Genomic DNA, 25,057 nt, shown 5'->3' on the forward strand with positions numbered 1-25,057 from the left:
GTATTATCAAAGGATGGAAATGAGCATGACGAACAATAATCATACGTTAGTCGTTGAAGGTGGTGCAATGCGCGGTATTTTTGCTGCAGGTGTACTTGATGAGCTTTTAGATCAAGGATATCAACCCTTTAATCGGTATTTTGGAGTATCAGCTGGTGCTACAAATGTGGCAGCCTATTTATGTAAGCAGCCAACACGCAACTACAAAGTGATCACCGATTACTCCTGCAGGCCAGAATTTATTAATCTCGCACGTTTTATCAAAGGCGGCCATCTATTTGATTTAGATTGGCTGTGGCAAGAAACAGTTCGTGAAATCCCCTTGAATACCGACGAATTCTCGCAATCTCCTTACGATTTTTATATTGTTGCAACGGCAATAGATTCAGGTAAAGCTCACTATTTGCAAGCAACGGGCAATGAAATGGTTGAGCAATTAAAAGCCTCTTGCGCCATCCCAATCGCTTATCGGGATTACCCAACAATAAACGGGATCGCAATGACCGATGGTGGCGTTGCCGATTCTATTCCGGTAAAAAAAGCCTATGAAATGGGTGCATCAGAAATAACAGTTATCCTCTCCCAACCTTTAGGCTATCGTAAAAAAGACAACAAAGTACCGTGGTTAACTAAACAACTCTATAAACAGAGCCCTGCGCTTGCAGAGGCCGCCATACAACGTTCTAAAAATTATAATGACAGTATTGATTTTTTGCACAATGCTCCGTCAGATTGCAAAATAAATATTATTGCACCACCAACAGGGTTTAAAGTCGGCCGCACCACTAAAAATCGAGCTATACTCAATTCAGGCTATCAAATGGGCATAAATGAAGCTAAAAGTTACTTGGATAAACCTAGATTTGGTAGCAATGGTTACGAGCGATAAAACCATTTCAAACAGATTGCCCGAAGTCAAAATTGCATTTACTCATACACCCAAAGCTATTGAAATTATAAAATATGTTTATGGTGAACGTTACTCAACGTGCTTGAGCATACACAGGTAATACAAGAAGGGTTATTAATAAACAGCGTGGACTCAGAAGAACTACATAGTGATACAACCTGAATTTACATCTAATTCAAGCTATTAATTTTTAAACCCGCGAGTTAATGTAGTAAGGAATTATGTGTTAATGGCTTATTGTCAAAAAATAGATTATGTTTAGGCATAGTGCTTGCTTGTGTTCTTGTGTACGTACTAAATAAATTAAGGTTTTTTGTGAATTTTCTTCGATGCTTTCATAATATAGTCTCTGATCAACAGCTTAGCTTTGATCAAAAAATTGCAGACTTACTTGCTTTTGGGCTCGATGTTTTTCAGCTCGATTTGGCTATTATCAGCCGCGTAAAAAATAATTCTTACATTGTTTTACATGCTATTACCCCTGACAATTCTCTTGCTATTGGTACTGAGTTTGAGTTAAACGGCACCTATTGTACACATACTTTGTTGGCCAACTCTGCACTGGCGTTTCATAATGCGTCGCAAAGTAGTATTGCAAATCATCCTTGCTATATTAATTTCCAATTGGAGGCGTATATTGGAGCGCCTATACGAATAGGTACTGACGTATTTGGAACTGTTAACTTTTCATCAGCTCAAGAATGCGCCCTTTTTAGCGATGAAGCTTATGATTATATTGAATTATTAGCTCAGTGGTTGGGCTCAGAATTTGCGCGCAATCAGGATAAAGTTAATCTCACTAAAAATAGTGACACCTTATTGAAACTTGAAAGCGTTGCAAATATAGGCACATGGGAAGTCGACCTAATAGACAATAGCATTTTTTGGAGCCAGCAAACTCGACGTATTCATCAAGCCGAAGAAGGCTATACTCCAAACATGGAAACAGCCATTGAATTTTATAAAGCGGGTAAAAGTCGAGATAGCATTAATAAAGCGGTAGAAAATGCGGTATCTAAGGGTGAAAAATGGCATTTAGAGCTGGAAATAGTTACCGCAAAGCAGCAAAATATTTGGGTGTCGACTTTTGGAGAGGCCGAGTTTAACAACGGCAAATGTGTGCGATTATTTGGTACTTTTCAAGATATAACTGAAGCCGTTAAGTTACGCGAAGAGTTAAAACAAAAAAAAGCACTTGCAGAACAACTCCTCCAAGACCGAAGTATGCTGTTTGCCAAAATTAGTCATGAGCTTAGAACCCCGCTTAATGGTATTACGGGAATGTTAGCGACTCTCATTGATGAACATGATTATGACAAGCGGGCAGAAAAAATTAAAGTAGCCCTTCGAAGTGCTGACATTTTATTGAATATTATTAATGAAGTACTCGATTTTTCAAAAATAAATCATGGTGAGTTAAAACTGGAGCCTCACCACTCTTTACTTAAAACGGTATTTACCGATTTGGTTTCTTTATATTCGGTTTTGTTTAGTAATAAAAACATTGAACTGCTAGCCACTAATCTCATTCCTAATGATGTTTGGGTATACTGCGACACCTCTCGATTAAGCCAAATTGTCTCTAATTTACTAAGTAACGCGTTAAAATTTACAGAGCATGGATCTGTTTCTCTCTATTCGCAATTAGCATTAGACACAAAACACCCTTTACTTACCATTAAAATAACCGACACGGGTCGCGGCATGAGTAAAGCGTATTTAAACTCATTATTTAAGCCTTTTACCCAAGAGGTTGATGCTAACAACAATAAAGGCGGCACCGGATTAGGTTTAGCAATTGTTAAAGAACTCGTTGGTTTTATGAATGGCAAAATTGAAGTAACGAGTGAGGTTAATGTGGGTACGTGTTTTACCTTAACTATCCCGATTGAACTTGGCAAACAACAAATACAGACACCGAGTCTTAAATCGATTAATAATCATGGTGCCAAATTATCAGTACTGGTGGTTGATGATAACGAAATAAACCGCCTTGTGTTAGAAGCTGCGCTGGATAAGTTTAATATAAAATCAGACTTTGCCATAGACGGCCAAGACGCAATTTTAAAGTGCAAACAAAAGCATTACGATCTTATATTTATGGATTGTATTATGCCAATACTTGATGGTTTTGAAGCTACCAAACAATTAAGATCTAATAACATATGTAGCCCCAAAAGCACATATATCGTCGCTCTGACGGCTAATGCTTCTTCCCAAGATAAACTAAGCTGTAAACAAGCGGGCATGGATATGTTTATAGCCAAACCATTTAAGCTTCCAGCAATAGAAGAAGCAATTACAAATACATTAAAAAGGCTGAGCGTAGCCACATTATAATAACGAGTGTCGCTCAGATTAACTTGCACTAGAAAACAAAGGATCATTATGACAAATAAAATTATTGGTATTGTACTTATTGTTATTGGTATCGCACTGGCAATATGGGGCTATGACGTTTATGACTCAGCAACCTCTCAGGTTACCCGGGCATTAAACGGCGAAACACCTATGGAAGCCTGGCTTGGCTTTATTGGTGCCGCTGTCTGTATTTTAGTGGGTATTACCCGACTTAAATAGCACTCAAAAAAGCCGCCTTTGGAGAGGGCGGCTTGGGTGAACAAACAGCTATGGGTGAGAGCTGTTATATCAAGAGACTTTAAGCTAAAACACTATTAAGCAGCGCTTTGCTCTGCATCGGGCGTTTGACGAATTAAATAGTCAAACGCACCTAGGCTTGCTGTTGCGCCCGCCCCCATCGCAATAATAATTTGCTTAAATGGCGTAGTGGTTGCATCACCTGCAGCATAAACGCCTTGTAACGATGTTGCGCCTTTGGCATCAATGAGTATTTCACCAAATTGGCTCAGTTCAAGGTCGCTGTCTTTCAACCATTCGGTATTAGGTATTAAACCAATTTGTACAAATATACCGGCTAAGTTCAACTGTTTACTCTCGCCGCTAAGGCGGTCGGTATAACTTAACCCCGTTACTTTTTTGCCATCACCAAGTACTTCCGTGGTTTGGGCGTTTTTAATAATAGTGATGTTTTTTAAGCTATTAGCTTTACGAATAAGTACCTCATCGGCGCGTAACGTATCAGCAAATTCAAGCACAGTAACGTGTTCAACTATATTGGCTAAATCAATTGCCGCCTCAATACCTGAATTACCACCACCAATAACCGCAACCGGTTTACCTTTAAATAGAGGCCCATCACAGTGCGGGCAGTATGCAACGCCATGGCCTTTATACTGTTGCTCACCGGGTACATTCATTTCGCGCCAGCGTGCACCGGTTGCTAGTACGAGTGATTTTGCTTTTAATACAGCGCCATTTTCTAAAGTAATATCATACCCATTACTGCCTTTTTGCAGGTTTGCCGCGCGTTGGTTGTGTATAACATCAACATCGTATTCTTTAACGTGTTCTTCCAACTGAGCCACCATTTTTGGCCCTTGCGTTGCTTTTATTGAAATAAAGTTTTCAATCGCTAATGTATCAGCAACTTGACCGCCAAATCGCTCTGCTACAACCCCAGTATTGAGCCCTTTACGTGCTGAATAAATAGCTGCCGAAGCACCAGCTGGCCCACCACCGACGACAAGTACATCAAACACCGACTTTTCATTGAGTGATGCTGCTTGGCGCTGTGCACCTTTGCTATCCACTTTATTTAAAATATCAGTGAGGCTCATGGCCCCTTGGCTAAAGGGTTCACCATTTAAATATACAGCGGGTACAGCCAGTATGTTTCTTTGCTCTACTTCATCTTGAAATAATGCCCCATCAATCATGGTGGCTTTAATATTGCTATTTGTTGCTGCCATAGTATTAAGTGCCTGCACAACTTGCGGGCAGGTTTGACAACTCAAGCTAATGTACACTTCAAAATTAAGTGTTTGCTCAAGTGTTTGTATTTGTTCAATGTCATCTTTACTTGCTTTACTAGGGTGACCACCCGTATGTAATAGCGCTAACACTAAACTAGTAAATTCGTGTCCCATAGGTACACCTGCAAAGGTAATATGGGTGTTTTTTTCTGGTGAATGCACCACCATAGAAGGCCTGCGGGCGCTAGTATCGGGATTATTTATTACACTAAACTTATCGCTTAGTGACGCTAAATCGTTTGCAAGACTTTCTACTTCTGTTGATTTTTTGCTGTCGTCCAAGGCGATAAGCAGCTCAACAGGCTGAGTCAGCGATTCAAAATGGCTTTTTAGTTGGTTCTTTATGTTGTTATCTAACATGGCTTAGCCCCTTAAGGAAAATTAAAACAGCAAGGTTCCCATGCCATCAGTGCATGTGCGAAATTTTAGAAACGTGTGATGGCGTGGGAAAGTGCCCAGTGAACCTATACAGACTCACTGGTATTAGAGTCATGTTCTACTCTAAATTTAGATAGTGGTAAGGTTTAAATCTTACCAACTAGGTCTAGTGAAGGTGCTAATGTGTCTTCACCTGGCTGCCAAGATGCAGGACAAACTTCGCCATCATGTGTTGCAATGTATTGGGCTGCTTGCACTTTACGAACAAGTTCTTTAGCACTGCGACCAATGCCTAAGTCATGTGTTTCAACAACTTTAATTTCGCCCTCTGGGTTCATTACAAATGTACCGCGAAGTGCTAAACCGTCATCTTCAATCATGACACCAAAGTTACGTGTAATGCGTCCTGTTGGGTCGCCAATCATTGGGTAAGTAATTTTACCGATTGTATCTGACGTGTCATGCCATGCTTTGTGCGTAAAGTGTGTATCAGTTGATACTGAATAAACTTCAACGCCCATTTCTTGTAACTGTGCGTAATGATCTGCAAGGTCACCTAGCTCTGTAGGGCATACAAACGTAAAGTCAGCTGGGTAAAAGAAAAAGATAGACCACTTACCTAATACGTCTTTTTCAGTGAGTTCTACAAAGTCACCATTGTGGTAAGCTGTTGCATTGAAAGGTTGTAATTTTGTGTTAATCAATGAAGTGCTCATAGTATTCCTCATTTATGTTTAGTGTATTTATAAAAAGTTAACGCTGTATGCGTTGGCTTGATTAATACAATAAGGCCATTGAGAAATTAAATAAAATTGATTGTTTAGATTAAAACAATCGATTTTTAAGATTGCAAACCCAAAGAGTGATCTACTGCTTATTTTTAAGCGTTAAAGCAGTTACAACTCAACTACCACTCATAGTCAGTTGCGCTATATAGATTTTAATAAGATTACACTGCACATCCTTGCTACAATAACGTGGTTTACATTACACAACCTTCAAAGGCATTTCATTTATGGAAAAATTCGTCAATCACATTCAACTTGGCTATATGGGCTTATTGCCATTTTTAGGCTGTGTGGGCTGGCCACTAATGGTTGGCAGTAACAGTGTAAATTTAGAGTTTTTTAGTTTTTACAGCATTGCTATTTTAGCGTTTATGGCGGGTAATTTATGGCATGCAGGCCAACAAAGCTTTGCCGATGCGATTAAAGCAGTGCTACCGGTCATTCCTATTCCGTTTTTATCATTCTTACCGATTGAGTGGATGCTTGCTTGGTTAGGCGCGAGTTTTTGGTTAGTACTGATTTTTGAAAAGGCCACAATACAGTGGCAGGGTTATCATAAAGATTATCAAAAAATGCGTTTTGTGCTCACATCAGTGGTATTTGTGTGTCATATCTTAATTATTGGTATGAGTATTTACCCTAAATAACACGCCATGGCTTAACCATTGGTCTGTAATAGGGTAACATCCGTGCACTGTATTGAGAGGACACACCATGATAGACCAATTACGCCAACAGCTTACTGACCTTGGTGAGAATTTTGTAGAAAAAAACGCGGCTTTTAAAATTAAAGTTATCCCGTTTTTTTGCGCTATTAGCATAAAAAAAGATCATAAAAGTGAGGGGCGTCTTTCTTTTTATTCAAATCAGCTCATTGAAATATTTATGGTGGTGTTGTTTGTTTTATTTGGCTTAGCCATTTACGACCCTCAAGCCGGTTTTACTCATGGCCCTATTCATATTGTGTTTGCTATTTTGATTACCTTTAACTTAATTCTTAAACAAGTTGCCATTGAAGGGTTAAAAACGCGTTTAGCTATGTATAGGTTGCATCAACAGCTGATTAATACACCGCATCCTGACACATCGCTTGTTACTAATAAAAACATATAATTTAATATGTATTTAAACCCAAATTGGAACATACTCACGGTAGGTGATGGCGACTTATCGTTTTCAAACGCGCTTTACAACCACATTAAACCGCAAAAGTTAGTTGCCTCAACCTATGATGCAGCTGCAACTCTTACAGAAAAATACCCCGATAACGCGCTTGCCTCACTTAAAGCACATAAAATTGATGTGCTTAATGAATTTGATGTCACCAACACACAATGTTGGCAACAACTAGCCGAGCACCTAAACAGCTTTGATGTAGTGATTTTTCAATTTCCACTTATTCCTGCGTTTATTGGTCGCGACGCATTTGAGAAAAATACACGTAATAACAGCATGAACGTGCTTAACCGTGCGTTACTGCATCAATTTATAAAATATGCCAATGAGTTTGCCTTGAACCCACAAGGCCCTGGGTTATGCTATATAACCTCAAAAGATGTTAAACCGTATCGTGAGTGGAATATTGAGGGGAGTTTAAATACCCATTTAAACGTGGCATACCAAGGACAAATGTCATTCGATATCAGTCGCTTTGATGGCTATAAAATTCGCAATGTCGACCGTGACAAACACGTCAAAGACACCAGCGGTATTACTTATGTATTTAGTGAAAATACACTACCCGAACTAAGTGATATGTTAACAACCCCTAATTATCTAACTGATGATTATTGCCCGCTTTGTCGTGTGGGGCCGTTTTTAGCGGATGAAGATAAAAACAAACATTTTTCCGCTAAAAAGCACCAGCAAATGCTCAAACTAGAGCAAGACTGGCAGCAATGGTTAACAGCGTTTTATAAGTCAAGTTAGTCACAAAGTGCAGCTTGCTTTATTAAGTCAGCTGCTTTTTCTGCAATTGCTATTACCCCAGCATTGGTATTTCCGGTAATAATACTGGGCATAATAGAGGCGTCTACCACCCGTAAATTTTGCACACCGTGAACACGTAATTCGCTATCAACCACAGCCATATCGTCTTGGCCCATTTTGCAGGTTCCTACGGGGTGATATTCTGTATCGGCTGTTTGCCTAATAAACTCAATAAGCTGCGCATCATCATTAATATCAAGCGGATACACCATATCTGCACGAATAGTATCAAACGCTTTGCTTTGCATTATGCTCAATGTTTTTTTAAGCCCAAGTAGCATAACCTGTAAATCATCGGGGTGGCTTAAATAATTAGGATCAATGAGTGGCGCACTTAAAGGGTTGGCATCCGCTAAACGAATAGTGCCGCGGCTTTTAGGGTGCATTATGCTGCTATGAATACTGTATCCATGGCCATAATGCAGTTTACGGCTGTGATCGTCCACCAGCCCAATAACAAATTCAAGTTGCACATCGGGCACAATAGAATCTGTAAATAAGTTTATAAACGCATGCGATTCGGCAAAGTTACTGGTTAGCTTTCCTTCGCGTTTGGCAAACCAATCAACGCATCCTTTTGCAATATTAAACGCACCACTGGCACTTATTCCAAATGTGCCTTGCGAATATTTTGCTTTGTATAATGGCACAACGGTTAAGTGATCGTGCAAATTACTGCCTACACCTTCTAATGGCGTTACAAGCTCAATGTTATGCTGCTTTAAATGATCTGCAGGCCCCACTCCCGATAACATTAAAAGTTGGGGAGAGTTAATCGCACCGGTACTTAAAATAACTTCTTTATGGGCATTTAGCACATAGCTTTTATTATTAACGGCAACTGTTACACCAGTTGCAGATTTCCCGCAAAAATTAATTTTATTTACCTGCGCATCAGTGAGCACGGTTAAGTTTTTACGAGCTAAATTAGGTGTTAAGTACGCTTTTGCCGCACTGCAACGCTCCCCTTTATGTTGAGTGACCTGCGATAACCGCGCACCTAGCTGTTGCTGCGCATTAATATCGTCATTAAGGGCCACGCCTTGCTCTTGGCATGCTTTTAAGAACAGCTGATTAACTGGGCTTGGTAAACTTAGCTCTTGCACATGTAAGGGGCCATTTACACCATGATATGGGCTGTTGATAAAGGTTTTGTTGTTTTCAGCTTTGATAAAATAAGGCAGCAAACTGGTATAATCCCAGCCGGTATTTCCCATAGCGGCCCAGTTGTCGTAGTCTTTTTTATTCCCCCTAATGTACACCATGGCATTGATTGAACTTGAACCACCAAGCACTTTACCTCTGGGCATAAACCCACAGCGGTTATTAAGCTCTTTTTGTGGCACCGTGTTGTAATGCCAGCTATTAATGCCATAAGGCACACTAGCTGCAACTCCCGCAGGCATTTGCACCATGGCACTTTGGTCACGGCCGCCGGCTTCAATTAAACACACACTCACATTTTTATTTTCAGATAATCGCGAGGCAACAACACAGCCAGCACTGCCTGCGCCAATCACAATGTAATCAAATGAGGTGGTATGCATAAAATATCTCCCATTAAAAAATCTACTTTGCATGGATTATCTACTAAAAACTTGATATTTTTAGACACCTCTTCACTAATGCAATTGTTATGAGCAGCCTAATTAAAGCCACTTCTTTACAGGGAATTGATACATTAATTACCGAACTAGGTGGTGATACAGCATGCATCATGCGCCATTGCGCCATTGAGGTAACGTTAAACTCCCTTGAAACCCAAAGCTTAACTTATCGCCATTATGCCGAACTTTTAGAATACTGCGCTCATAGCTTAAACTGCCCAAGTTTTGGCCTTAAACTCGCTAGCAAACAAAGTTTTGATATTTTAGGGCATATCGCTATCGCCGCTAAAAGTGGAACTGATTTAGGTGAAGCGCTTACATGGGTAATTAAATACCTGCACTTACATACACCCGCACTTAATTTAACCACGCATACACTTGAAGATGACCAAAATATATTTTTATCATTCGAAATAAAACTCAAGCCTTTACCTGTTATAAATCAAGTTATTGAATTAACAATTGCACTGGCGCTCGCTACCTTAAAAAAAGTGAGCCAAAATCAATGTAAACCCATTAAGGTATTTTTACCGCAAAAGATTGATGCAAATATACGGGCTTATCATCAACACTTTGGCTGTAACGTTATTGAACACAGAAATAGCGCCGGTATTTTAATCGCCAAAAACGATTTATTATTGCCACTTAATGTTTCTGATCAACACAAAGTACAAGCCGCATTAAACTTTTTAGCCGCTAATAATGCGCATACTCAGTCGTTACCTTCGCAAGTAAGTGCACTTATTCGACCCATGCTGCCCCTTTTTCAATGCTCAAACCAAACGATAGCAACGGCACTTAATCTGCATCCTCGCACCTTGCATCGTGAACTTAAAAAACATAACACCAGCTTTGTAAAACTAAAAGATGCCACTCGCCGCGCATTATGTGAACACTATTTAATGCAAAACCAATTTTCTATTTCACAAATATCCGAGCTGTTAGGTTATCAAGAACAAGCCACATTAAGTGCCAGTGTAAAACGCTGGTTTAACTGCTCTGCCCGCGCATTTAGAGCAAAATATTGTTAAACTGCAAAGCTGTGTAAAATACATAAAAAGGCTAAACATGAATTTTGTGATTGTAGGTACCAATTTTATTAGCGACACCCTACTTGATGCGGCAAGTACTCTGAGTAATTTTAATTTATACGGTGTGTGTTCTCGGGCAGAAAGTAGCGCTGAGCGATTTTTAGCTAATCACCCCACTCATTCTCAAGCAAAAATATTTACCTCCATTGACGCTGTTTGCCAAGACGAGCTTGTAGAGGCAGTATATATTGCCGCACCAAATAGTCTGCATAAAGACTATGCAGTGCAATGTTTAGCTGCGGGCAAACACGTACTTGGCGAAAAACCCTCAGCAGCAAATAGTCATGAGCTTACTGCTATTTTAACGGCTGCTCAAAAACATCAACGTTTGTACATGGAAGCGATGATGACAACGCATTTACCTAACTTTGCTGTTTTAAAAAACGCATTAAAAAGAATCGGTACACCGCGTAAATTTATTGGCCAATTTAGCCAATATTCGTCACGTTACGATAAGCTCAAAAACGGCGAGCGCCCTAATACCTTTTTGCCTGAATTTGCAAATGGCGCATTAGTAGACTTGGGTATTTACCCACTTTATTTACTTATAGCACTGTGGGGCGCACCAAACAGTGTGCACGCCAGTGGCGTATTACTAGAAACCGGTGTTGATGGTGCCGGCGATGTACTTTTAAATTATGCAGATAAACAAGCGGTAATTAGTTATTCAAAAATATCGCAAGGCGAGAACATCACCGAAATACAAGGTGAGTTAGGCCGTATTCGTATTGAAGCTGTATCGCAACTTAAAAAAGTGGAATTCATCGCTAATAATGGCCAAAAAGAAACAATAAGTGCAGATTTTGATGAGCATTTTATGAAGTATGAAGTGGCGCACTTTATTGAGATGATTGAGCAAAATGCATTAGAGTCACATATTAACAACCACCAGCTTTCACGCGATGTGATGACGGTACTCGATACCGCCCGCGCACAATTGGGCGTTATATACCCTGCCGATAGTAAAGCTGAGCTATAAATTTTTACTCAATCAGTCAGCCCTCATTACCCGCCACCTCAATCTTAAAAAGAGTAACGCTTATTTTTCATTCAGCCCAGTGATAGCCTCTCATCACTGGGGACTCCATGTAAAACGTTAATTTACATTTACCTGCGTAGGTAAAAGCAGGTAATATGCGCCGCAATTAAATGGCAATATTTAAGGACGACCATGCAAAAATCAACCAAAGAGCTATTACTGGCTATTTTATGCATATTGCTTGCAATGATCACTATTCAGTCTGGGGCTTCACTGGCTAAGCAGCTTTTCCCTATTGTTGGCCCTGAGGGCACAACGGCCTTACGTTTAGGTTTTTCTGCCGCTATTCTTTGTTTAATTTTTAAACCTTGGAGACACTTTCCGGTTGCAAGCCAGCGTTTACCCATCTTAATTTATGGTTTGAGCCTAGGCGGCATGAACATTCTATTTTATTACGCCATTGAACGTATTCCACTGGGTATTGGTGTTGCGCTTGAATTTACCGGGCCACTTGCCGTTGCGTTATTTTCATCAAGACGAAAGCGTGATTTATTTTGGGTTGCTTGCGCAATAACCGGAATATTATTACTGTTACCCGATATGAAAGGCCAAGAAAGTTTAGATCCAATTGGCGTGATTTTAGCTCTAGCAGCGGGTGCGTGTTGGGCAGGTTATATTTTATTCGGTAAAAAAACCGGCAGCCAAAGCTCTGGTGGCGCAACGGTAGCGATGGGCATGACCATTTCAGCTATTGTGCTTGTACCTTATGGTGGCATATCACAAAGTGCCGCATTTACTTGGGATATTATTCCGTTAGGTATTGCCATTGCGGTACTTTCAAGTGCCCTACCTTACACTTTAGAAATGATCACGCTGCGTAATATGTCGCCGCAAGGGTTTAGCATTATGATGAGCCTTGAACCCGCTATTGCAGCACTCGCTGGCTTAGTTATTTTAGGTGAACTACTTAGCATTTGGCAGTGGCTTGCTATTTTATTAGTTATTATTGCCTCGGTTGGCAGCTCAACGTCAAACAGTAAAAAGCAGCCAGCTCCTGCTTAATATTTAATTAAATATTAAGCTACCGAGACACACAAAACCCACGCTATTTGCTTGGGTTTTGCAGTTAAGTTATTCACTATTTTATAGGGGATGGCTGGCCATGTGGGCTTGAGCGCAAATATTGCTTTGGTGCCTGCACTTGCGCGCCCAACTCGGCCGCAGCATGCCAAGGCCAATGTGGGTTATATAAAATACCCCGCGCTAAAGCGACACCATCAGCACGTTCATCACTGAGAATACTTTCAGCTTGCTGCGCCTCGGTAATTAAACCCACCGCTATCACTGGCATATTCACAACCTGTTTAATGGCGGTTGCAAACGGCACCTGAAAATTCTTAGCAACAGGTATATCTTGCTCAGGGCTTAAACCCGCAGTGCTTACATGAATAAAGTCACACCCTAACGCGTCAAGCGCTTTTGCCAGTTCAATTGATTGCGGTAAATCCCAACCACCATCAACCCAATCGGTTGCTGAAATACGTACACCCACCGCTTTATTGCTTGGAAATGCCGTTCTTACAGCTTTAAATACGTCGAGTAATAATCGCATTCTATTTTCTAGGCTACCACCGTATTGATCATCACGTTTGTTTGCCAGCGGCGATAAGAACTGGTGTAGCAAATAACCGTGTGCGCCATGTATTTCTATTAAATCAAGGCCCAACTCGTCAGCGCGCTTTGCCGCATTAACAAAGTCACTTATGAGCGAATCTATATCATCTTGGTTCATCGCTTTGGGAGTGGGGCTGTTTTCATCATAGGCAATGGCTGATGGCGCAACCGTTTGCCAACCATTGAGGTGATCGGGCATAAGTACCCCACCGCCATCCCATGGTTTATCGGTTGACGCTTTTCGACCTGCATGGGCTAATTGAATACCAATAGGCATTGGGCTGTATTGTCTTACGGCCGTTAAACTTTTTGCTAATGCAGCTTGGGTAGTATCATCCCATAATCCTAAATCGGCGTAACTAATTCGCCCTTCGGGATTAACGGCCGTCGCTTCTAAAATAAGTAAACCCGCTCCACTTAAACTCAATTGCCCTAAATGAATGGTATGCCAGTCACTTGCAGCGCCATTGTTGGCCGAGTACTGGCACATGGGTGCAATAATAATTCGATTATCTAGGCTTAACTTACCAAGTGACAATGGTGAAAACAGCTTTGACATTATAAATCCTCATATAACTAACTCACAGCCACAACTAAATTGTGCTGTTGGTGTTATCAATAATTAAACGTGTATTTATAAAGGTTATGGGGGGGAATATTCATTTTTATAGTGTTTATAAAAATATAAGTAATGACGTTTTAAACTATTCATTATCCAGTTTTTATCTATATTAGGCACAGTTATTATTTTGGTTGATTTTAAAGCAACGCCTTTGTTTATTTAATATACAGCGTGAAACACTCAAACTCACTTTTATATTTTTATTCTAAAAAAGTGAATTAAAATTCATATTTTTATTTCCATCACTAAAACACCCTGATACTATTAGCGCTCATTTATAAACACATTTTATTGAACTAGGATCACTTTTTATGTTTAAACCAAGCCTGTTAACCTTGGCTGTATCAAGCGCACTGAGCGGTGTATTATTTAACCTGAGATCTGCTTAAGCGATAACTAGTGCGTTGAGCTCTACGTCAGTTAAATTAAGGTGTGGCTTATTTTCTTTCAAGCAATAAGCCACCAACCCAGCTACTAAATTCAACATAAAACCGTTCATACTCCGATGTCTCGAATGTTCAATGAAGGATATGTTCTTGAGTTGATCATTAATTGTCTCGATTATAAACCGCTTTGAAAGCATCGCTCTATCCCATAATGACATCGCTTTTGCTTTCATATTTTTGCGAACAGTCGTAATGAGCTTCACACCTTTATCGAGTAAATCCGCTTCTAAGGCTTTACTTAAATACCCTTTGTCACCATACAATTTGTCTGTAAGGCAGCTCGCTAATTCACGCACTGGTTGCGTATCATGCACATTACCTGTTGTCACTTTGGCAGCGACAATTTCACCGTGGTGATTAACTATTAAATGCAACTTGAAGCCATAAAACCAACCCATCGTTCCTTTGCCTCGCTGGGCTATTCCATCAAAGGTTTTGTGTCTGGGAATACGAATATTATGACACACCTTAATACATGTAGAATCAATGAATTCAACGCCTGTGGGTTTACCTTTAAGTGAAGTAAAATAAGCACACATCGGTACAAGTATCCTCGGCATAACGGCTAAAAATCGTGTGTAACTGAGTAAGTTAGGAAATTCACTTTTATACATAAGTGAAACATAGCCAAGATAGTAATTTTTAAAATCACGGTGATGTGACATATGAAAACTAATGACAATTGTCATGATTTCACTGGTCGTCATACGTCCTGCTCGTTGACGTTTTTGGGTACCGTCTTCGAGTAATTGTTTTTCCCATTGAGGTATAAATACTTTGCAAAAATCGTCGACATCGCAAAACAATTCAACTAATTTAATCATGCCTGTTCCTTGTTTATCCAATCGTTCTTGGTCGAAAGATCGGATCTCGGAACAGGCATTTAGTTCAATTTTCTTAAACGAGATTCAGGTTATTTAGCAGTAATGCAGTGGCACAAGAGCAAGTTATTGAAAAGAACAAATCGCTTGAAGTTATTGAGGTTACAGCAACGCGCCGAAGTGGCTCAATTCAAGCTGCGCCTCTTAACATTACCGCGCTCGATGCTGATGTAATGAAAGATCAAAACATCAGTGAGTTGGCCGATGTAGCACGTTGGGTACCGGGCTTAACAATTACAGATCAAGGTGGCCGTGCCGGTTCACCTATTATAGTCCGTGGTTTAAATACTAATTCATCAGGGCCTTCATCAGATGGTGGCACTGTTGCCACTTATATTAATGAAATTCCTGTCTCAGTTGATATGCGTTTAGTTGATGTAGAGCGAGTAGAAGTGCTTATTGGGCCGCAAGGCACATTATATGGCGCAGGCACACTAGGCGGTGCTATTCGCTATATGCTTAAAGAGCCAGAGCTTGATTTCACCTCAGGTGAAGTATTTGGTGATGTTTTTCAAACTCAAGAAAGTGATTCAATCGGTGGTGAAGCGGGCTTTATCTTCAATTTACCTTTAATTGAAGACAAACTGGCGGTACGTACCAGCTTAAATATTTATGAAGACCCAGGGTTTATTGACTACGGCTATACCGTTCGTGAACCAGGTGTGTCGATAACCGACCCTGATTGGACAAACCTTGATGCAGTCAACAGCAATCTTAAAAATGTAAAAGACGCCAACGGTGAAACAACCACAACTGGCCGTATTTCATTGCGTTACAAAGCAAATGAGTCATTCGAAGGTACATTAAACTACTTCTATCAAAAGCAAGATACTGAGGGTCGTTCCATTGTTCATCACAACAGCCTTAATGCTAACAATGGCTTAAGTGATCGCATTGGCAAATACGAGTCAGCGTACCGTTATGAAGAGCCACGGATAAAAGAAGACCAATTATTGAGCCTTGAACTTAAAGCCGACTTAGGTTTTGCTGAGCTAGTATCAGCTACCGGTATTTCACAATTTGACGCCGATGGGCAACGTGATCAAACAGATCTTTTAATTCGCTTAGACTATGGCTACGAAGAGTTTCCTTCGTTTTCAGCATTTACCCGTGAAATTGACGAAAAAGACACCTTTACCCAAGAACTGCGTTTAGTCTCACAAAGTGATAGCGATTTAAGCTGGATTGTTGGTGGTTTTTACAACAAAACCGACACCGATGCATCAAGCAGAGAGTCCACACCAGGCTTTGATCAGTTCGCGGTTGATAATTTTGGTGGCGCACAACTTAGACCAGACTCTTTAGAGTATTTAGAAATTACTGGCAGCAAAGTCACTGAGTCTGCGCTTTTTGGTGAAGTGGGTTACCAAGTAACCGATAAACTCGACATTACTATTGGCGCGCGTTTTTACGAATACGACGTAGAATCAAAAGCGGCTTTTGACTTCCCATTAGCAAATACCTTGTATGAAGGTGCTGCACCTGATGCAATTTCAGTTAACTTTGAAGAGAACGAAGCCGGTGACAACGGTAATCTGTTCAAATTTAATGCTAAATACCAATTTACAGATTCAGTAATGGCGTATGCAACTATTAGCGAAGGATTTAGAATTGGTGGCTCAAATGGCTTAGTGCCTTGCCCAACACCTCTACCTGAGGATCAACAAACAGGCTGTGGTACACCTGATGAAATGTTGTATGAGGCAGATACAACCACCAACTATGAGCTAGGTTTTAAAAGTACCTGGTTTAGAAGCCAACTACACTTTAACGCTGCCCTATTCAATGTAGATTGGGATAACGCACAAATTGCCGGTGCAACAACAGTAGGTCAATTACCGTATTTATCAAATGCTGGTAGCGCAAATGCGAAAGGGATTGAGATTGCCACGCGTGCAATCTTATCAGACTCATTTACTGCCTATGCAACTTATGCCTATACAAAAGCAGAGCTAACCTCAGACGCTCCGTATTTATTTAATGCCGATGGCACTGATGGCGCAAAAGATGGCGACCGTTTACCGGGCTCACCTGAGCATCAGTTCTCTATGGGGATTAACTACCAAACAGAAGTGTTTAACGACAAAACCTTAGATATTAACTACGGTTTAACTGCACAAAGTGATGTAATTTCAAAAGTAGGCCTACGTGATAATGGTGAAGCACTCCCAGGTTATAGCTTAAGTAATATTTCAGCTAAATTAACCGCCGATGCATGGTCGACTACTTTATATGTAGATAACCTATTTAATAAATATGCGGTTACCTCTGTTCGTCGTTCAGATGCGGATATTACAACAGCCAATGGCGCAGACATACAACGTAACTATGGTTACTATATTAATCGCCCGCTTACTGTTGGCATTAAATTTAACTATAAGTTTGAAATATAATTAAACGATAAGTTTAAGTACAATAAAAAGGCTCAAATTAATTTTGAGCCTTTTTATTTGTAAGTACATTATTTATAAGAGTATTCATGCAGCCAAACTTAAAGCAACTACACCAAAGCGCTATAAACAACTTAAACCAAGGCAACATTCAGCAAGCGCATAAAGCACTGGTTGAGCTAGTGACACAGCAGCCTGACTTTGCTGATGGCTACTTTTTACTCGCCATGGTTAATTTACAGGTTGGCCAAATTTATAAAGCAATAAAGCTAATTGAAAAAGCATTAAGCTTTACTAAGTCTATTGAATATACAGCGCAACTTGCCAAGTGTTACGCCCTTACTGGCGATTTACAAAAAGCGAAAAGCACCGCACTCAGCGTTAAGCTTGAACATATTAGTAAAGCACTTGATGCCGATACATTAGGCGTCGCACTCAACCAAGCGGGTTTACATCAGCATGCTGCTGACTATTTTAAATGCGCGTTAAGTTTGGCTGAAGCGAGTAATACTGGTCAGCCGCAGTTTTATTATAACTATGGGGTATGTGCTAAATTTTTAGGCCAGTTTGAAAAGGCGCAGCACGCGTTTGAAAATGCCATTGCACTGAATCCGCTTCATCATCAAAGTCATTTTGCTTTAGCTGATTTAACTAAAGTCACTGAGCAAAACAACCACATAGCGCGATTAAAAAACGTATTTGAACAGGTCAATCATCCTGACGCTAAACTGCATATAGGTCATGCGCTCGCAAAAGAATATCAAGACTTAGGAGAGTTTTCAGCAGCCTTTGCCGCGTTACAACAAGGTAAAGCAGCAAAACTCGCTAATAAGGCGTTTGATAATCAAGCGTCTGAGGCTTTATTTGCACATATAAAACAGCTCAGTGATAAATACAAAAACCAACAAACAGCTGGCAACCAAAGCAGTGAGCCAATTTTTGTATTAGGCATGCCGCGCTCTGGCACCACATTAGTTGAACGCATTTTATCAAGCCACAGCGACGTACAATCGGCGGGCGAGCTGCAAGACTTTGGCCTAAGTGTAAAAAAACTTAGCCAAACGCACACGCCTCAAGTACTCGATATAGACACCTTAAACCAAGTTTACCAGCTTGATTTTGCAAAACTTGGCAGTACTTACCTTGAAGCAACGCGCGTTGTAACCGGCAGCCATAAACACTTTATTGATAAACTACCGTTTAACTTTTTTTATATTGATTTAATTACCAAAGCCCTGCCAAACGCCAAAATAATTTGCCTACTTCGCGACCCCATGGACACCTGCATTGGTAACTATCGTCAGCTATTTACTATTAACAACCCGTATTATGCTTACTCGTTAGACTTACTCGACACCGCTAAATTTTACAGCCGCTTTTATAAACTGATACAGCACTTCAGCGCCCTGCACAGCAATATTAAACTAGTAAAATACGAAGAACTCATCGCCGCACCAGAGCAAAAAATAAAAGAATTAGTGAGCTATTGCGACTTAGACTGGCAACCACAGTGCCTTGATTTTCATTTAAACACCGCACCGGTTTCAACCGCCAGCAAAATGCAAGTGCGCCAACCGCTTAACAACAAAGCCATAGGCCGCTGGAAAAAGTTTAAACCCCATACAGACGCAGCGCAGTCTTATTTAGTTAAGGAAGGAGTTTTAGGTTTAATTAAATAACAAAAAATATTACGTGGACGGATAGTTCAGTTTGATTAATTTAAAAGTTAGCGGATGGATATAATTTTTTAGGCTGAATGTATTTGAGGTTTTTTCTCTGTTAACTTACCCTACTCCACTTAAGGAAAAATCCAACGCTACCATAAAAAACTAACAAAAAGTAATGCACCAATTACTACAGCAGCTATAAATAAGTATTTACCAAGCTTAGCATTGTGTTTAAGAGATTCTTGGTGTTTAGCCTTAAGCATAAGTAATTGTGCTTCGTTTAAATCGGAACAATGCGTACATTTATCCAAGAATTCAGAATAATACAGTTCACACCTATCACATCGCTTTTGTTTAGGTTGCTTAGATCTCCATGATATGCTCATCCCTAAAGACATTATAACTTCCACTCGAGAGTACCAGCGTACTCAACCTTAACCAGCCTACCATTTAATAACGCAGGCTTAAATCGCCATAGCTTTAAAGCCCGTAAACCTTCCTTTTCAAATACACCTTTTGGGGCAGATTCAATTACTTCAACTCTTTCTAACGCTCCAACTTCATTAATTATTGCTTTGAATTTTAAGTAGCCCTCTACGCTATTTTTAGCCGCATCTTCAGGATATTTTGGTTCAATCTTCACAACCCATTTAGCAGGTGAATCTGTTTGCGCATTGATATACACAATACTTGAATTTGCCGCTTTATCAGTACTATTACAACCAACCAGTAAAAGGACTAAAAATATAGTTATGTACTTCAAAGACACTCCTAAAAATATAGCTCAGTTAAATGTACAACTAGTTGTTAAGTTTACTAAGGTGTACAGCAGCGCTAAACGAACTTACTAAAATACTCCCAACAAAAAACGCTTTTCTATGAACGTATAAACCTAGACAAAACATTTCAAAATTTATCTTAAACCTCTTTTTTAGTGTCATTTTCATCACGAACTCTGATCAAGCGGGTTGATATAATAATTAACACACCGCAAACTATCCCCAAACCAATGGACTTACTTAATCCCAGTGATCCTAAAACAGGTTTTATCATAAAATAATTAAAAATAACCATAGGTAAAAGCGCAACGAAAAACACTTTTACATTAAAGGTTACTGCAAATGGTTTTTTGCATTGTGGGCACTCTCTTATCTTGCTCCAACTTTGTAGCGCTTTAGAAAAAAATCCAATTTTTTCTTCACAATGAGGACATTTATAAAATTGTTCATTCGCCTCAAAACCATCCTCTACTTCATGACTCGTTATTGGATTTTCAAGGCGATTATTTAACTCTTTCTTTAGTTCATTTGTTCTTTCAGGATACGCTTCTTGATCGATAGCACGTAATGACTCTTCTAGCTCTGAAATTGAATATTCTGAGTAATTTGGTTCCATACCTGTGTTCTCCTTGTTTAATAAAGCCCACTGAGAAATAGTTTCGTTAAAGTATCCTCAAGAGGCGCTAGTCGACTGTTTTTTTTATATAAATAAAATAAATGAAAGGTCGCTATAAAGGGTGCAATAATAATATATATAAAAATAAATTCTTGCGGTTTCATCGTACTAAATTCAGTCGTAGTTAAAACGACAGGACAAAAACTACAACCTAATAACAATCCAACTATCACAATAATAGGATGCTTTAATACCGTTAATTTTTTCATCGTTTTTATTAATGAATGTAGTGACCATAAACCATATGCACCACCCAGCAAAAAATAGCCCAATAAAGGATTTAATGTAACTGAAAATACAACCCAACCAAATATACTATAAATCAAATAAAGCAATAACGTAGGTATAAAAACAAAAGCAGTATAAAGAGATATTATTTTTTGTAATTGAGAATTACTCATACGTTTTATAAACATCCAAAACTATGTTTAATTGCTGGCTAAAGCATCGTACGATTGCAATATGTCGCTTTTTCAAAATCACTAATATTCATTGCAATGTTAGGAATTTCAGGAAATAAAGTAACAAGCTTACTAACAATTACTCGTGAGAGGTTCGCTTTTTGCTCTGCTGTTCTTCCTTGCATTATATGGGCAAACACATGGATAAAGTCTTCACGCTTATTCCCCACAGAGAAAGTATTAAATGGATTTACTCTAACTTTTATATCACCTTCATCGAATAAACCTGTAGCGTGAGCTACAAAATGAATTTGTTCAATAATGTATTCCTCGCTATGTGACCCAAAGTAAACGTCCGGTGATCATCACCTAGATATTGATATTCCAAGGCAATAATTGTTCTATGTCTGGCTCAGGCTGACAAAGCTCATCGAGGCAATGCATGATGTAATCAAATGGCGTTAAGCCGTTGGATCTTGCAGTTTATACCGAAAGAAAAACTATGCCGAACACATGCTGCCCAATTTCATAAGTGTGCTGGTATTACTGTCATTTGACTGTAAGGATCCAGTTTCTATTCGGCATAGTTTAATCCTAGAACTACAAGCTGGTGAGAAAACCTAACAACTTATCGCTCGGTTTATAGTGAAGATCACTGTGCTTATTAAATGGCGCTACTTTCGCTAATGCTGCTTCCTTCAGTGCCATATGAGCATGTAAGTATCTTTGTGTCGTTTGTGTAGATTCATGTCCAAGCCACATCGCTATTACCGTGGTATCAACACCTGCGCTAAGCAGCTCCATTGCTGCGGTGTGTCGAAGCACATGAGGTGTTACATGCTTCTGCTTCAGCGATGGACATTGAATACTGGCATTAGCAGCATGTTTCTTTACTAAATACTGCACACTGTCTGCACTAAGACGATTGCCGCGTATTGTTGGAAACAGTATATCCTCTTCCATACCAGGAAGCGCTAACAGCCAAGTTTTCATGATACGAACAGCAGGTTTGGTTAAAGGAGTACTTCTTTCTTTCCGACCTTTGCCAAGACATCGGACATGCGCCCCTTGGTCAAGAAATAGGGACGTACTATTGAGCCCGATGATTTCAGAAAGACGCAGCCCTGTCTGTAACGCTAAAAAAAGTAGAGCGTGATCACGATGGCCTATCCACGTCGTTTTATCCGGACTTGCCAGTAATGCCTCTATTTCCGTTCGCTCCAAGAAGTGGATCAGCCTCTGCTCATGTCGTTTACTAGGGATAACTAATACTCGCTGAATTTGTGCGCTATACCCAGGCTCTTCGTATTCTAAAAAGTGGAAAAATGAATGAATGGCAGTCAGACGTAAATTTCTTGTGCGAGCACTGATTACTCGGTGCTCTTCAAGATCATTAAGAAATGCGCTAACTAATTCTGCGTTGATATCTTCTAGCGTTAGCGCAGATGGCGCTTTCCCTAGCTGTTTTTTTGCAAACACCAATAGCAGTCGAAAGGTGTCTCGATAGGAGTATATCGTGTTGTGACTGACGCGTTTTTGATTGATTAAACGAATAGTAAACCAACGTTCAAGCAAGCACGGAAATGCGGTAGTGGCTTTCATAGTTCAGCCTCCAAACGTGTTTCTAAGCGACGCGCAGCAAGTTCCAGTAGCTCTGGACAGGCAGATAAATACCAATAGGTATCACGCACACAACTGTGACCGAGGTAAGTAGACAATTTTGGTAACAAGGTGTCTACCTTTTCTCCAGTTCTATACCATCGTAATAGCGTATTGACCGCAAAGCTATGTCTAAAATCATGGATCCGTGGTCCTGAGCTAGCATTTGGGGTACGTAATCCAATTTGTCGTGATAAACGTAAAAATACACGAGAAACATACTGCGGTAATAAACGGCCACCGCGCTCTGCTACCAAAAAGTACTCACTGCAAGGAGGGTTAATAAGTTCATCGCGACGGCGATCATACTCGACTAGAATACGCTGAGTACTTGCATGTATGGGAACGTAGCGTGATTTTCCAAACTTTGTATCGCGTACAGTGAGAATACAGTTCTCAAGATCTACATCTTGGCGTTTGAGAGTCAAAGCTTCGCTGATACGCAAGCCTGTTGTCGGTAAAAGACCAAAGAGGCAATGGTATGTCCAGCGCCTTAATTTGTTTACCGGTTTAAGAGCTAATGCGGCCTCCAACAATGCCTGTATCTCAATATCAGAGTAAATGTACGGTTTAGCAGAGCCGCTATAGGATAAAAGTCCAACCGGCGGTACCTCTGTGTGTATGTCCATTGTTTGCAAGTGCCGAGCAAACCCGCGAACATAGGCCAGTTTTATAGCCCAGCTAGCATTTTTTCCAGGCGATTGGGTTGCCCATTCAAGTGCAAGTTTGGTAGTGACAAAAGTACTACTGTACTGCTCCATAAACGTAACGAAGCCTTCTAAATCTCTAGCTGGTTGAATAAACTTGTGGCCCAGTCCGCGTCTAAGATCCACATATTCATGTAATATTTTACGTAAGGAGATCATTGTGCTACTCCCGGCCATGGCATGGCTAATGCTCTTAATCCATCAATATTAACTTTGGCATAAATACGTGTCGAATCATGGCTCTTATGGCGAAGTAGTTGACCAATTTCGGACAGTGAAGCACCTGCTTGAAGCAAGTTAGTTGCAAGGCTATGGCGAAAAATATGAGTCCCTTTATGCTTTAGTGTTAACTCAGCTCGCAGTAACGCTGCTTTAGCAATTTGTGAGATCCCAGCAGAGCTTGCAAACTGAGAATGTGGCGCCAATGAGCGTACAAAAACTGAACGGCTATCAGTCTTTGGCCGTGCGTTTTGTAAGTAATCTGATAGCGCCGCACCCACTTCAGGCAGCAAAGGCAAAGCAATAAGCGTTCGACCCTTTCCTCGAATGTTGAGGTTACCAGCATGCCAGTTGATGTCATCTAACTTCAACAGAGCTATTTCATTCGCCCTCAGTCCTAGCCGACTTAATAGCATAAGTACTGCGTAATCCCTTAAGCCAACGGCACTGCTCGTGTCGCAACTGTTCAGCACCTTTTGAATTTGGTTAGAAGATAGATGTTCTGGGAGGGTGGTTAGGCTCCATCTTCTGATACTAGGTACAGCAGAAGACAAATTGTAGGTTGTATACCCCTTATATAAAAGATACCTAGCGAACGCACGTAGTGTCCAACACATATTTTTTGCAGAGCTAGGGCTTTGGTCATGTGCGTGTTGCACTAGAAATTGCCTTACATCTTGTCCTCTTAAGCTTGAAAAGCATGAAACACCATCAGGGCAACACTGCCAAAGAAACTTCCTCAGTGGTATTCGATGTCTGATGACTGAAGTTTCACAAAGTCCATGATTTTGCATCAAATGCTGTTCAAAGTCCTGAATGATCTGCGACAGATGATCTAACACAATCGTTGCTGCTGCTGCTGTTGCATTGAGCGCTCTTAGCACTATAAGAAGTCTAATAAGAGCTGCGTGATCAGACAAAAAAGGATGTCGATTTTTTTGCCTAAATTTTTCATATTGTAGTACTGATGCTTCGTTAACATCAGTCACCTTATACTTTTTACTGGCTAACCATGCGCTATAATCAGCAGCAACTCTAATGTTACGAGCGCCACTCTGGTAGCAGTGACCTTCAGTAATTAGATGCTCTGCATAAGCCTTCATATAAACGCCCAAAGGGCCCGTATGAAGTCGCGCTATTGTTTTTTTACACTTGAAAAATGCCGAAACACTCATAATCCTTCTCCGTAAATTAATTATTAGAAGTCAGATCACACTATGCCGAAGCAATCATATGCAAGTATCTTTGTATTATAGGGTTCTAGCCAAGTGATTCGGCATAGTTTTTCTTTCGGTATAAAC

Annotated in this window: 23 protein-coding genes and 1 pseudogene; 11 read left to right on the forward strand and 13 right to left on the reverse strand. The window is 40.2% G+C overall.

Features of this window, described 5'->3' with window-relative positions:
* Positions 1 to 19: 19 nt before the first annotated feature.
* From L641_RS0102940 to L641_RS0102950, 3 genes are all read left to right on the forward strand, one after another.
* On the forward strand, positions 20 to 889 hold the full coding sequence (locus L641_RS0102940) for a patatin family protein (protein WP_084298550.1): 870 nt from the start codon (positions 20 to 22) through the stop codon (positions 887 to 889).
* Between the two features lie 336 nt (positions 890 to 1,225).
* On the forward strand, positions 1,226 to 3,250 hold the full coding sequence (locus L641_RS0102945) for an ATP-binding protein (protein ID WP_024601077.1): 2,025 nt from the start codon (positions 1,226 to 1,228) through the stop codon (positions 3,248 to 3,250).
* A 48-nt stretch (positions 3,251 to 3,298) separates the two neighbouring features.
* Positions 3,299 to 3,490, forward strand: coding sequence for a DUF3185 family protein (locus L641_RS0102950; protein ID WP_024601078.1), 192 nt, complete (start codon positions 3,299 to 3,301; stop codon positions 3,488 to 3,490).
* 95 nt (positions 3,491 to 3,585) lie between these two features.
* Here L641_RS0102950 and ahpF read toward each other — a convergent pair whose 3' ends face one another.
* Positions 3,586 to 5,163 (reverse strand): alkyl hydroperoxide reductase subunit F, encoded by a 1,578-nt coding sequence (ahpF, locus tag L641_RS0102955; protein ID WP_024601079.1) that lies wholly within the window; start codon positions 5,161 to 5,163, stop codon positions 3,586 to 3,588.
* Positions 5,164 to 5,327: 164 nt separating this feature from the next.
* On the reverse strand, positions 5,328 to 5,897 hold the full coding sequence (gene ahpC / locus L641_RS0102960) for an alkyl hydroperoxide reductase subunit C (protein ID WP_008115650.1): 570 nt from the start codon (positions 5,895 to 5,897) through the stop codon (positions 5,328 to 5,330).
* Between the two features lie 299 nt (positions 5,898 to 6,196).
* On the opposite strand from ahpC, the gene L641_RS0102965 reads away from it, so the two are divergent.
* The 3 genes from L641_RS0102965 to L641_RS0102975 all read left to right on the forward strand — a co-directional run bounded on the left by L641_RS0102965 (position 6,197) and on the right by L641_RS0102975 (position 7,898).
* On the forward strand, positions 6,197 to 6,616 hold the full coding sequence (locus tag L641_RS0102965; protein WP_024601080.1) for a DUF3429 domain-containing protein: 420 nt from the start codon (positions 6,197 to 6,199) through the stop codon (positions 6,614 to 6,616).
* A 67-nt stretch (positions 6,617 to 6,683) separates the two neighbouring features.
* Positions 6,684 to 7,082 (forward strand): hypothetical protein, encoded by a 399-nt coding sequence (locus tag L641_RS0102970; RefSeq protein ID WP_024601081.1) that lies wholly within the window; start codon positions 6,684 to 6,686, stop codon positions 7,080 to 7,082.
* Positions 7,083 to 7,088: 6 nt separating this feature from the next.
* Positions 7,089 to 7,898 (forward strand): class I SAM-dependent methyltransferase, encoded by an 810-nt coding sequence (locus L641_RS0102975; RefSeq protein ID WP_024601082.1) that lies wholly within the window; start codon positions 7,089 to 7,091, stop codon positions 7,896 to 7,898.
* Here the strand turns inward: L641_RS0102975 and L641_RS0102980 are convergent.
* Positions 7,895 to 9,505, reverse strand: coding sequence for a GMC family oxidoreductase N-terminal domain-containing protein (locus tag L641_RS0102980; RefSeq protein WP_024601083.1), 1,611 nt, complete (start codon positions 9,503 to 9,505; stop codon positions 7,895 to 7,897). The two genes, L641_RS0102975 and L641_RS0102980, sit on opposite strands and share 4 nt — an antisense overlap.
* 89 nt (positions 9,506 to 9,594) lie before the next feature.
* Here L641_RS0102980 and L641_RS0102985 point away from each other — a divergent pair, with 89 nt between their 5' ends.
* The 3 genes from L641_RS0102985 (at position 9,595) to L641_RS0102995 (ending at position 12,697) form a co-directional block, all read left to right on the forward strand.
* The gene (locus tag L641_RS0102985) at positions 9,595 to 10,596 is read left to right on the forward strand and encodes an AraC family transcriptional regulator ligand-binding domain-containing protein (protein ID WP_024601084.1); all 1,002 of its coding nucleotides are present in this window, start codon (positions 9,595 to 9,597) and stop codon (positions 10,594 to 10,596) included.
* Positions 10,597 to 10,633: 37 nt separating this feature from the next.
* Positions 10,634 to 11,635 carry a Gfo/Idh/MocA family oxidoreductase gene (locus L641_RS0102990; RefSeq protein ID WP_016899601.1) on the forward strand — a complete coding sequence of 334 codons (1,002 nt, stop codon included), beginning with the start codon at positions 10,634 to 10,636 and terminating at the stop codon, positions 11,633 to 11,635.
* Between the two features lie 192 nt (positions 11,636 to 11,827).
* The gene (locus L641_RS0102995) at positions 11,828 to 12,697 is read left to right on the forward strand and encodes a DMT family transporter (RefSeq protein WP_024601085.1); all 870 of its coding nucleotides are present in this window, start codon (positions 11,828 to 11,830) and stop codon (positions 12,695 to 12,697) included.
* Between the two features lie 76 nt (positions 12,698 to 12,773).
* Here the strand turns inward: L641_RS0102995 and L641_RS0103000 are convergent, their stop codons facing one another.
* Complete coding sequence (locus L641_RS0103000; RefSeq protein WP_024601086.1) at positions 12,774 to 13,868, reverse strand: NADH:flavin oxidoreductase/NADH oxidase; 1,095 nt, start codon at positions 13,866 to 13,868, stop codon at positions 12,774 to 12,776.
* A 448-nt stretch (positions 13,869 to 14,316) separates the two neighbouring features.
* Positions 14,317 to 15,201 carry an IS982 family transposase gene (locus L641_RS0103005; protein WP_008465638.1) on the reverse strand — a complete coding sequence of 295 codons (885 nt, stop codon included), beginning with the start codon at positions 15,199 to 15,201 and terminating at the stop codon, positions 14,317 to 14,319.
* A 107-nt stretch (positions 15,202 to 15,308) separates the two neighbouring features.
* Between L641_RS0103005 and L641_RS0103010 the strand changes: the two genes are divergently transcribed.
* Both L641_RS0103010 and L641_RS0103015 read left to right on the forward strand, forming a co-directional pair.
* The gene (locus L641_RS0103010; protein WP_024601087.1) at positions 15,309 to 17,651 is read left to right on the forward strand and encodes a TonB-dependent receptor; all 2,343 of its coding nucleotides are present in this window, start codon (positions 15,309 to 15,311) and stop codon (positions 17,649 to 17,651) included.
* 86 nt (positions 17,652 to 17,737) lie between these two features.
* On the forward strand, positions 17,738 to 19,327 hold the full coding sequence (locus L641_RS0103015) for a sulfotransferase (protein WP_024601088.1): 1,590 nt from the start codon (positions 17,738 to 17,740) through the stop codon (positions 19,325 to 19,327).
* Between the two features lie 385 nt (positions 19,328 to 19,712).
* On the opposite strand, the gene L641_RS22160 is transcribed toward L641_RS0103015, so the two are convergent.
* The 8 genes and pseudogenes from L641_RS22160 to L641_RS0103055 form a co-directional block, all read right to left on the reverse strand.
* Positions 19,713 to 20,078, reverse strand: a complete 366-nt coding sequence (locus L641_RS22160) for an energy transducer TonB (protein ID WP_024601089.1) — start codon at positions 20,076 to 20,078, stop codon at positions 19,713 to 19,715.
* Positions 20,079 to 20,233: 155 nt separating this feature from the next.
* Positions 20,234 to 20,710 (reverse strand): hypothetical protein, encoded by a 477-nt coding sequence (locus tag L641_RS0103030; RefSeq protein WP_024601090.1) that lies wholly within the window; start codon positions 20,708 to 20,710, stop codon positions 20,234 to 20,236.
* 17 nt (positions 20,711 to 20,727) lie between these two features.
* Positions 20,728 to 21,171: a hypothetical protein gene (locus L641_RS0103035; protein WP_138765354.1), complete on the reverse strand. Its 444-nt coding sequence runs from the start codon at positions 21,169 to 21,171 to the stop codon at positions 20,728 to 20,730.
* Between the two features lie 38 nt (positions 21,172 to 21,209).
* Positions 21,210 to 21,494, reverse strand: coding sequence for a 5-carboxymethyl-2-hydroxymuconate isomerase (locus tag L641_RS0103040; RefSeq protein WP_051385852.1), 285 nt, complete (start codon positions 21,492 to 21,494; stop codon positions 21,210 to 21,212).
* A 46-nt stretch (positions 21,495 to 21,540) separates the two neighbouring features.
* Positions 21,541 to 21,672, reverse strand: a pseudogene (locus tag L641_RS23155) (transposase domain-containing protein); the annotation flags it as partial.
* A gap of 99 nt (positions 21,673 to 21,771) precedes the next feature.
* On the reverse strand, positions 21,772 to 22,773 hold the full coding sequence (locus L641_RS0103045; protein ID WP_024600953.1) for a tyrosine-type recombinase/integrase: 1,002 nt from the start codon (positions 22,771 to 22,773) through the stop codon (positions 21,772 to 21,774).
* Entirely contained in the window at positions 22,770 to 23,696 is a 927-nt protein-coding gene (locus L641_RS0103050; RefSeq protein ID WP_024600954.1) for a tyrosine-type recombinase/integrase, read from the reverse strand. The genes L641_RS0103045 and L641_RS0103050 overlap by 4 nt, the downstream gene beginning before the upstream one ends.
* On the reverse strand, positions 23,693 to 24,931 hold the full coding sequence (locus tag L641_RS0103055) for a site-specific integrase (protein WP_024600955.1): 1,239 nt from the start codon (positions 24,929 to 24,931) through the stop codon (positions 23,693 to 23,695). Before L641_RS0103055 ends, L641_RS0103050 begins: the two co-directional genes overlap by 4 nt.
* Between the last annotated feature and the right edge of the window lie 126 nt (positions 24,932 to 25,057).

This window comes from Pseudoalteromonas sp. TB41 (assembly GCF_000497975.1).
GTDB classification, from domain to species: domain Bacteria; phylum Pseudomonadota; class Gammaproteobacteria; order Enterobacterales; family Alteromonadaceae; genus Pseudoalteromonas; species Pseudoalteromonas tetraodonis.

Bases quoted from the DNA above. Each gene is read 5' to 3' on its own strand.
- L641_RS0102940 (WP_084298550.1), top strand. From the start codon at position 20: ATGAGCATGACGAACAATAATCATACGTTAGTCGTTGAAGGTGGTGCA.
- L641_RS0102950 (WP_024601078.1), top strand. From the start codon at position 3,299: ATGACAAATAAAATTATTGGTATTGTACTTATTGTTATTGGTATCGCA.
- ahpF (WP_024601079.1), bottom strand. From the start codon at position 5,163: ATGTTAGATAACAACATAAAGAACCAACTAAAAAGCCATTTTGAATCG.
- ahpC (WP_008115650.1), bottom strand. From the start codon at position 5,897: ATGAGCACTTCATTGATTAACACAAAATTACAACCTTTCAATGCAACA.
- L641_RS0102965 (WP_024601080.1), top strand. From the start codon at position 6,197: ATGGAAAAATTCGTCAATCACATTCAACTTGGCTATATGGGCTTATTG.
- L641_RS0102970 (WP_024601081.1), top strand. From the start codon at position 6,684: ATGATAGACCAATTACGCCAACAGCTTACTGACCTTGGTGAGAATTTT.
- L641_RS0102975 (WP_024601082.1), top strand. From the start codon at position 7,089: ATGTATTTAAACCCAAATTGGAACATACTCACGGTAGGTGATGGCGAC.
- L641_RS0102980 (WP_024601083.1), bottom strand. From the start codon at position 9,505: ATGCATACCACCTCATTTGATTACATTGTGATTGGCGCAGGCAGTGCT.
- L641_RS0102985 (WP_024601084.1), top strand. From the start codon at position 9,595: ATGAGCAGCCTAATTAAAGCCACTTCTTTACAGGGAATTGATACATTA.
- L641_RS0102990 (WP_016899601.1), top strand. From the start codon at position 10,634: ATGAATTTTGTGATTGTAGGTACCAATTTTATTAGCGACACCCTACTT.
- L641_RS0102995 (WP_024601085.1), top strand. From the start codon at position 11,828: ATGCAAAAATCAACCAAAGAGCTATTACTGGCTATTTTATGCATATTG.
- L641_RS0103000 (WP_024601086.1), bottom strand. From the start codon at position 13,868: ATGTCAAAGCTGTTTTCACCATTGTCACTTGGTAAGTTAAGCCTAGAT.
- L641_RS0103005 (WP_008465638.1), bottom strand. From the start codon at position 15,201: ATGATTAAATTAGTTGAATTGTTTTGCGATGTCGACGATTTTTGCAAA.
- L641_RS0103015 (WP_024601088.1), top strand. From the start codon at position 17,738: ATGCAGCCAAACTTAAAGCAACTACACCAAAGCGCTATAAACAACTTA.
- L641_RS0103030 (WP_024601090.1), bottom strand. From the start codon at position 20,710: ATGGAACCAAATTACTCAGAATATTCAATTTCAGAGCTAGAAGAGTCA.
- L641_RS0103035 (WP_138765354.1), bottom strand. From the start codon at position 21,171: ATGAGTAATTCTCAATTACAAAAAATAATATCTCTTTATACTGCTTTT.
- L641_RS0103045 (WP_024600953.1), bottom strand. From the start codon at position 22,773: ATGAAAGCCACTACCGCATTTCCGTGCTTGCTTGAACGTTGGTTTACT.
- L641_RS0103050 (WP_024600954.1), bottom strand. From the start codon at position 23,696: ATGATCTCCTTACGTAAAATATTACATGAATATGTGGATCTTAGACGC.
- L641_RS0103055 (WP_024600955.1), bottom strand. From the start codon at position 24,931: ATGAGTGTTTCGGCATTTTTCAAGTGTAAAAAAACAATAGCGCGACTT.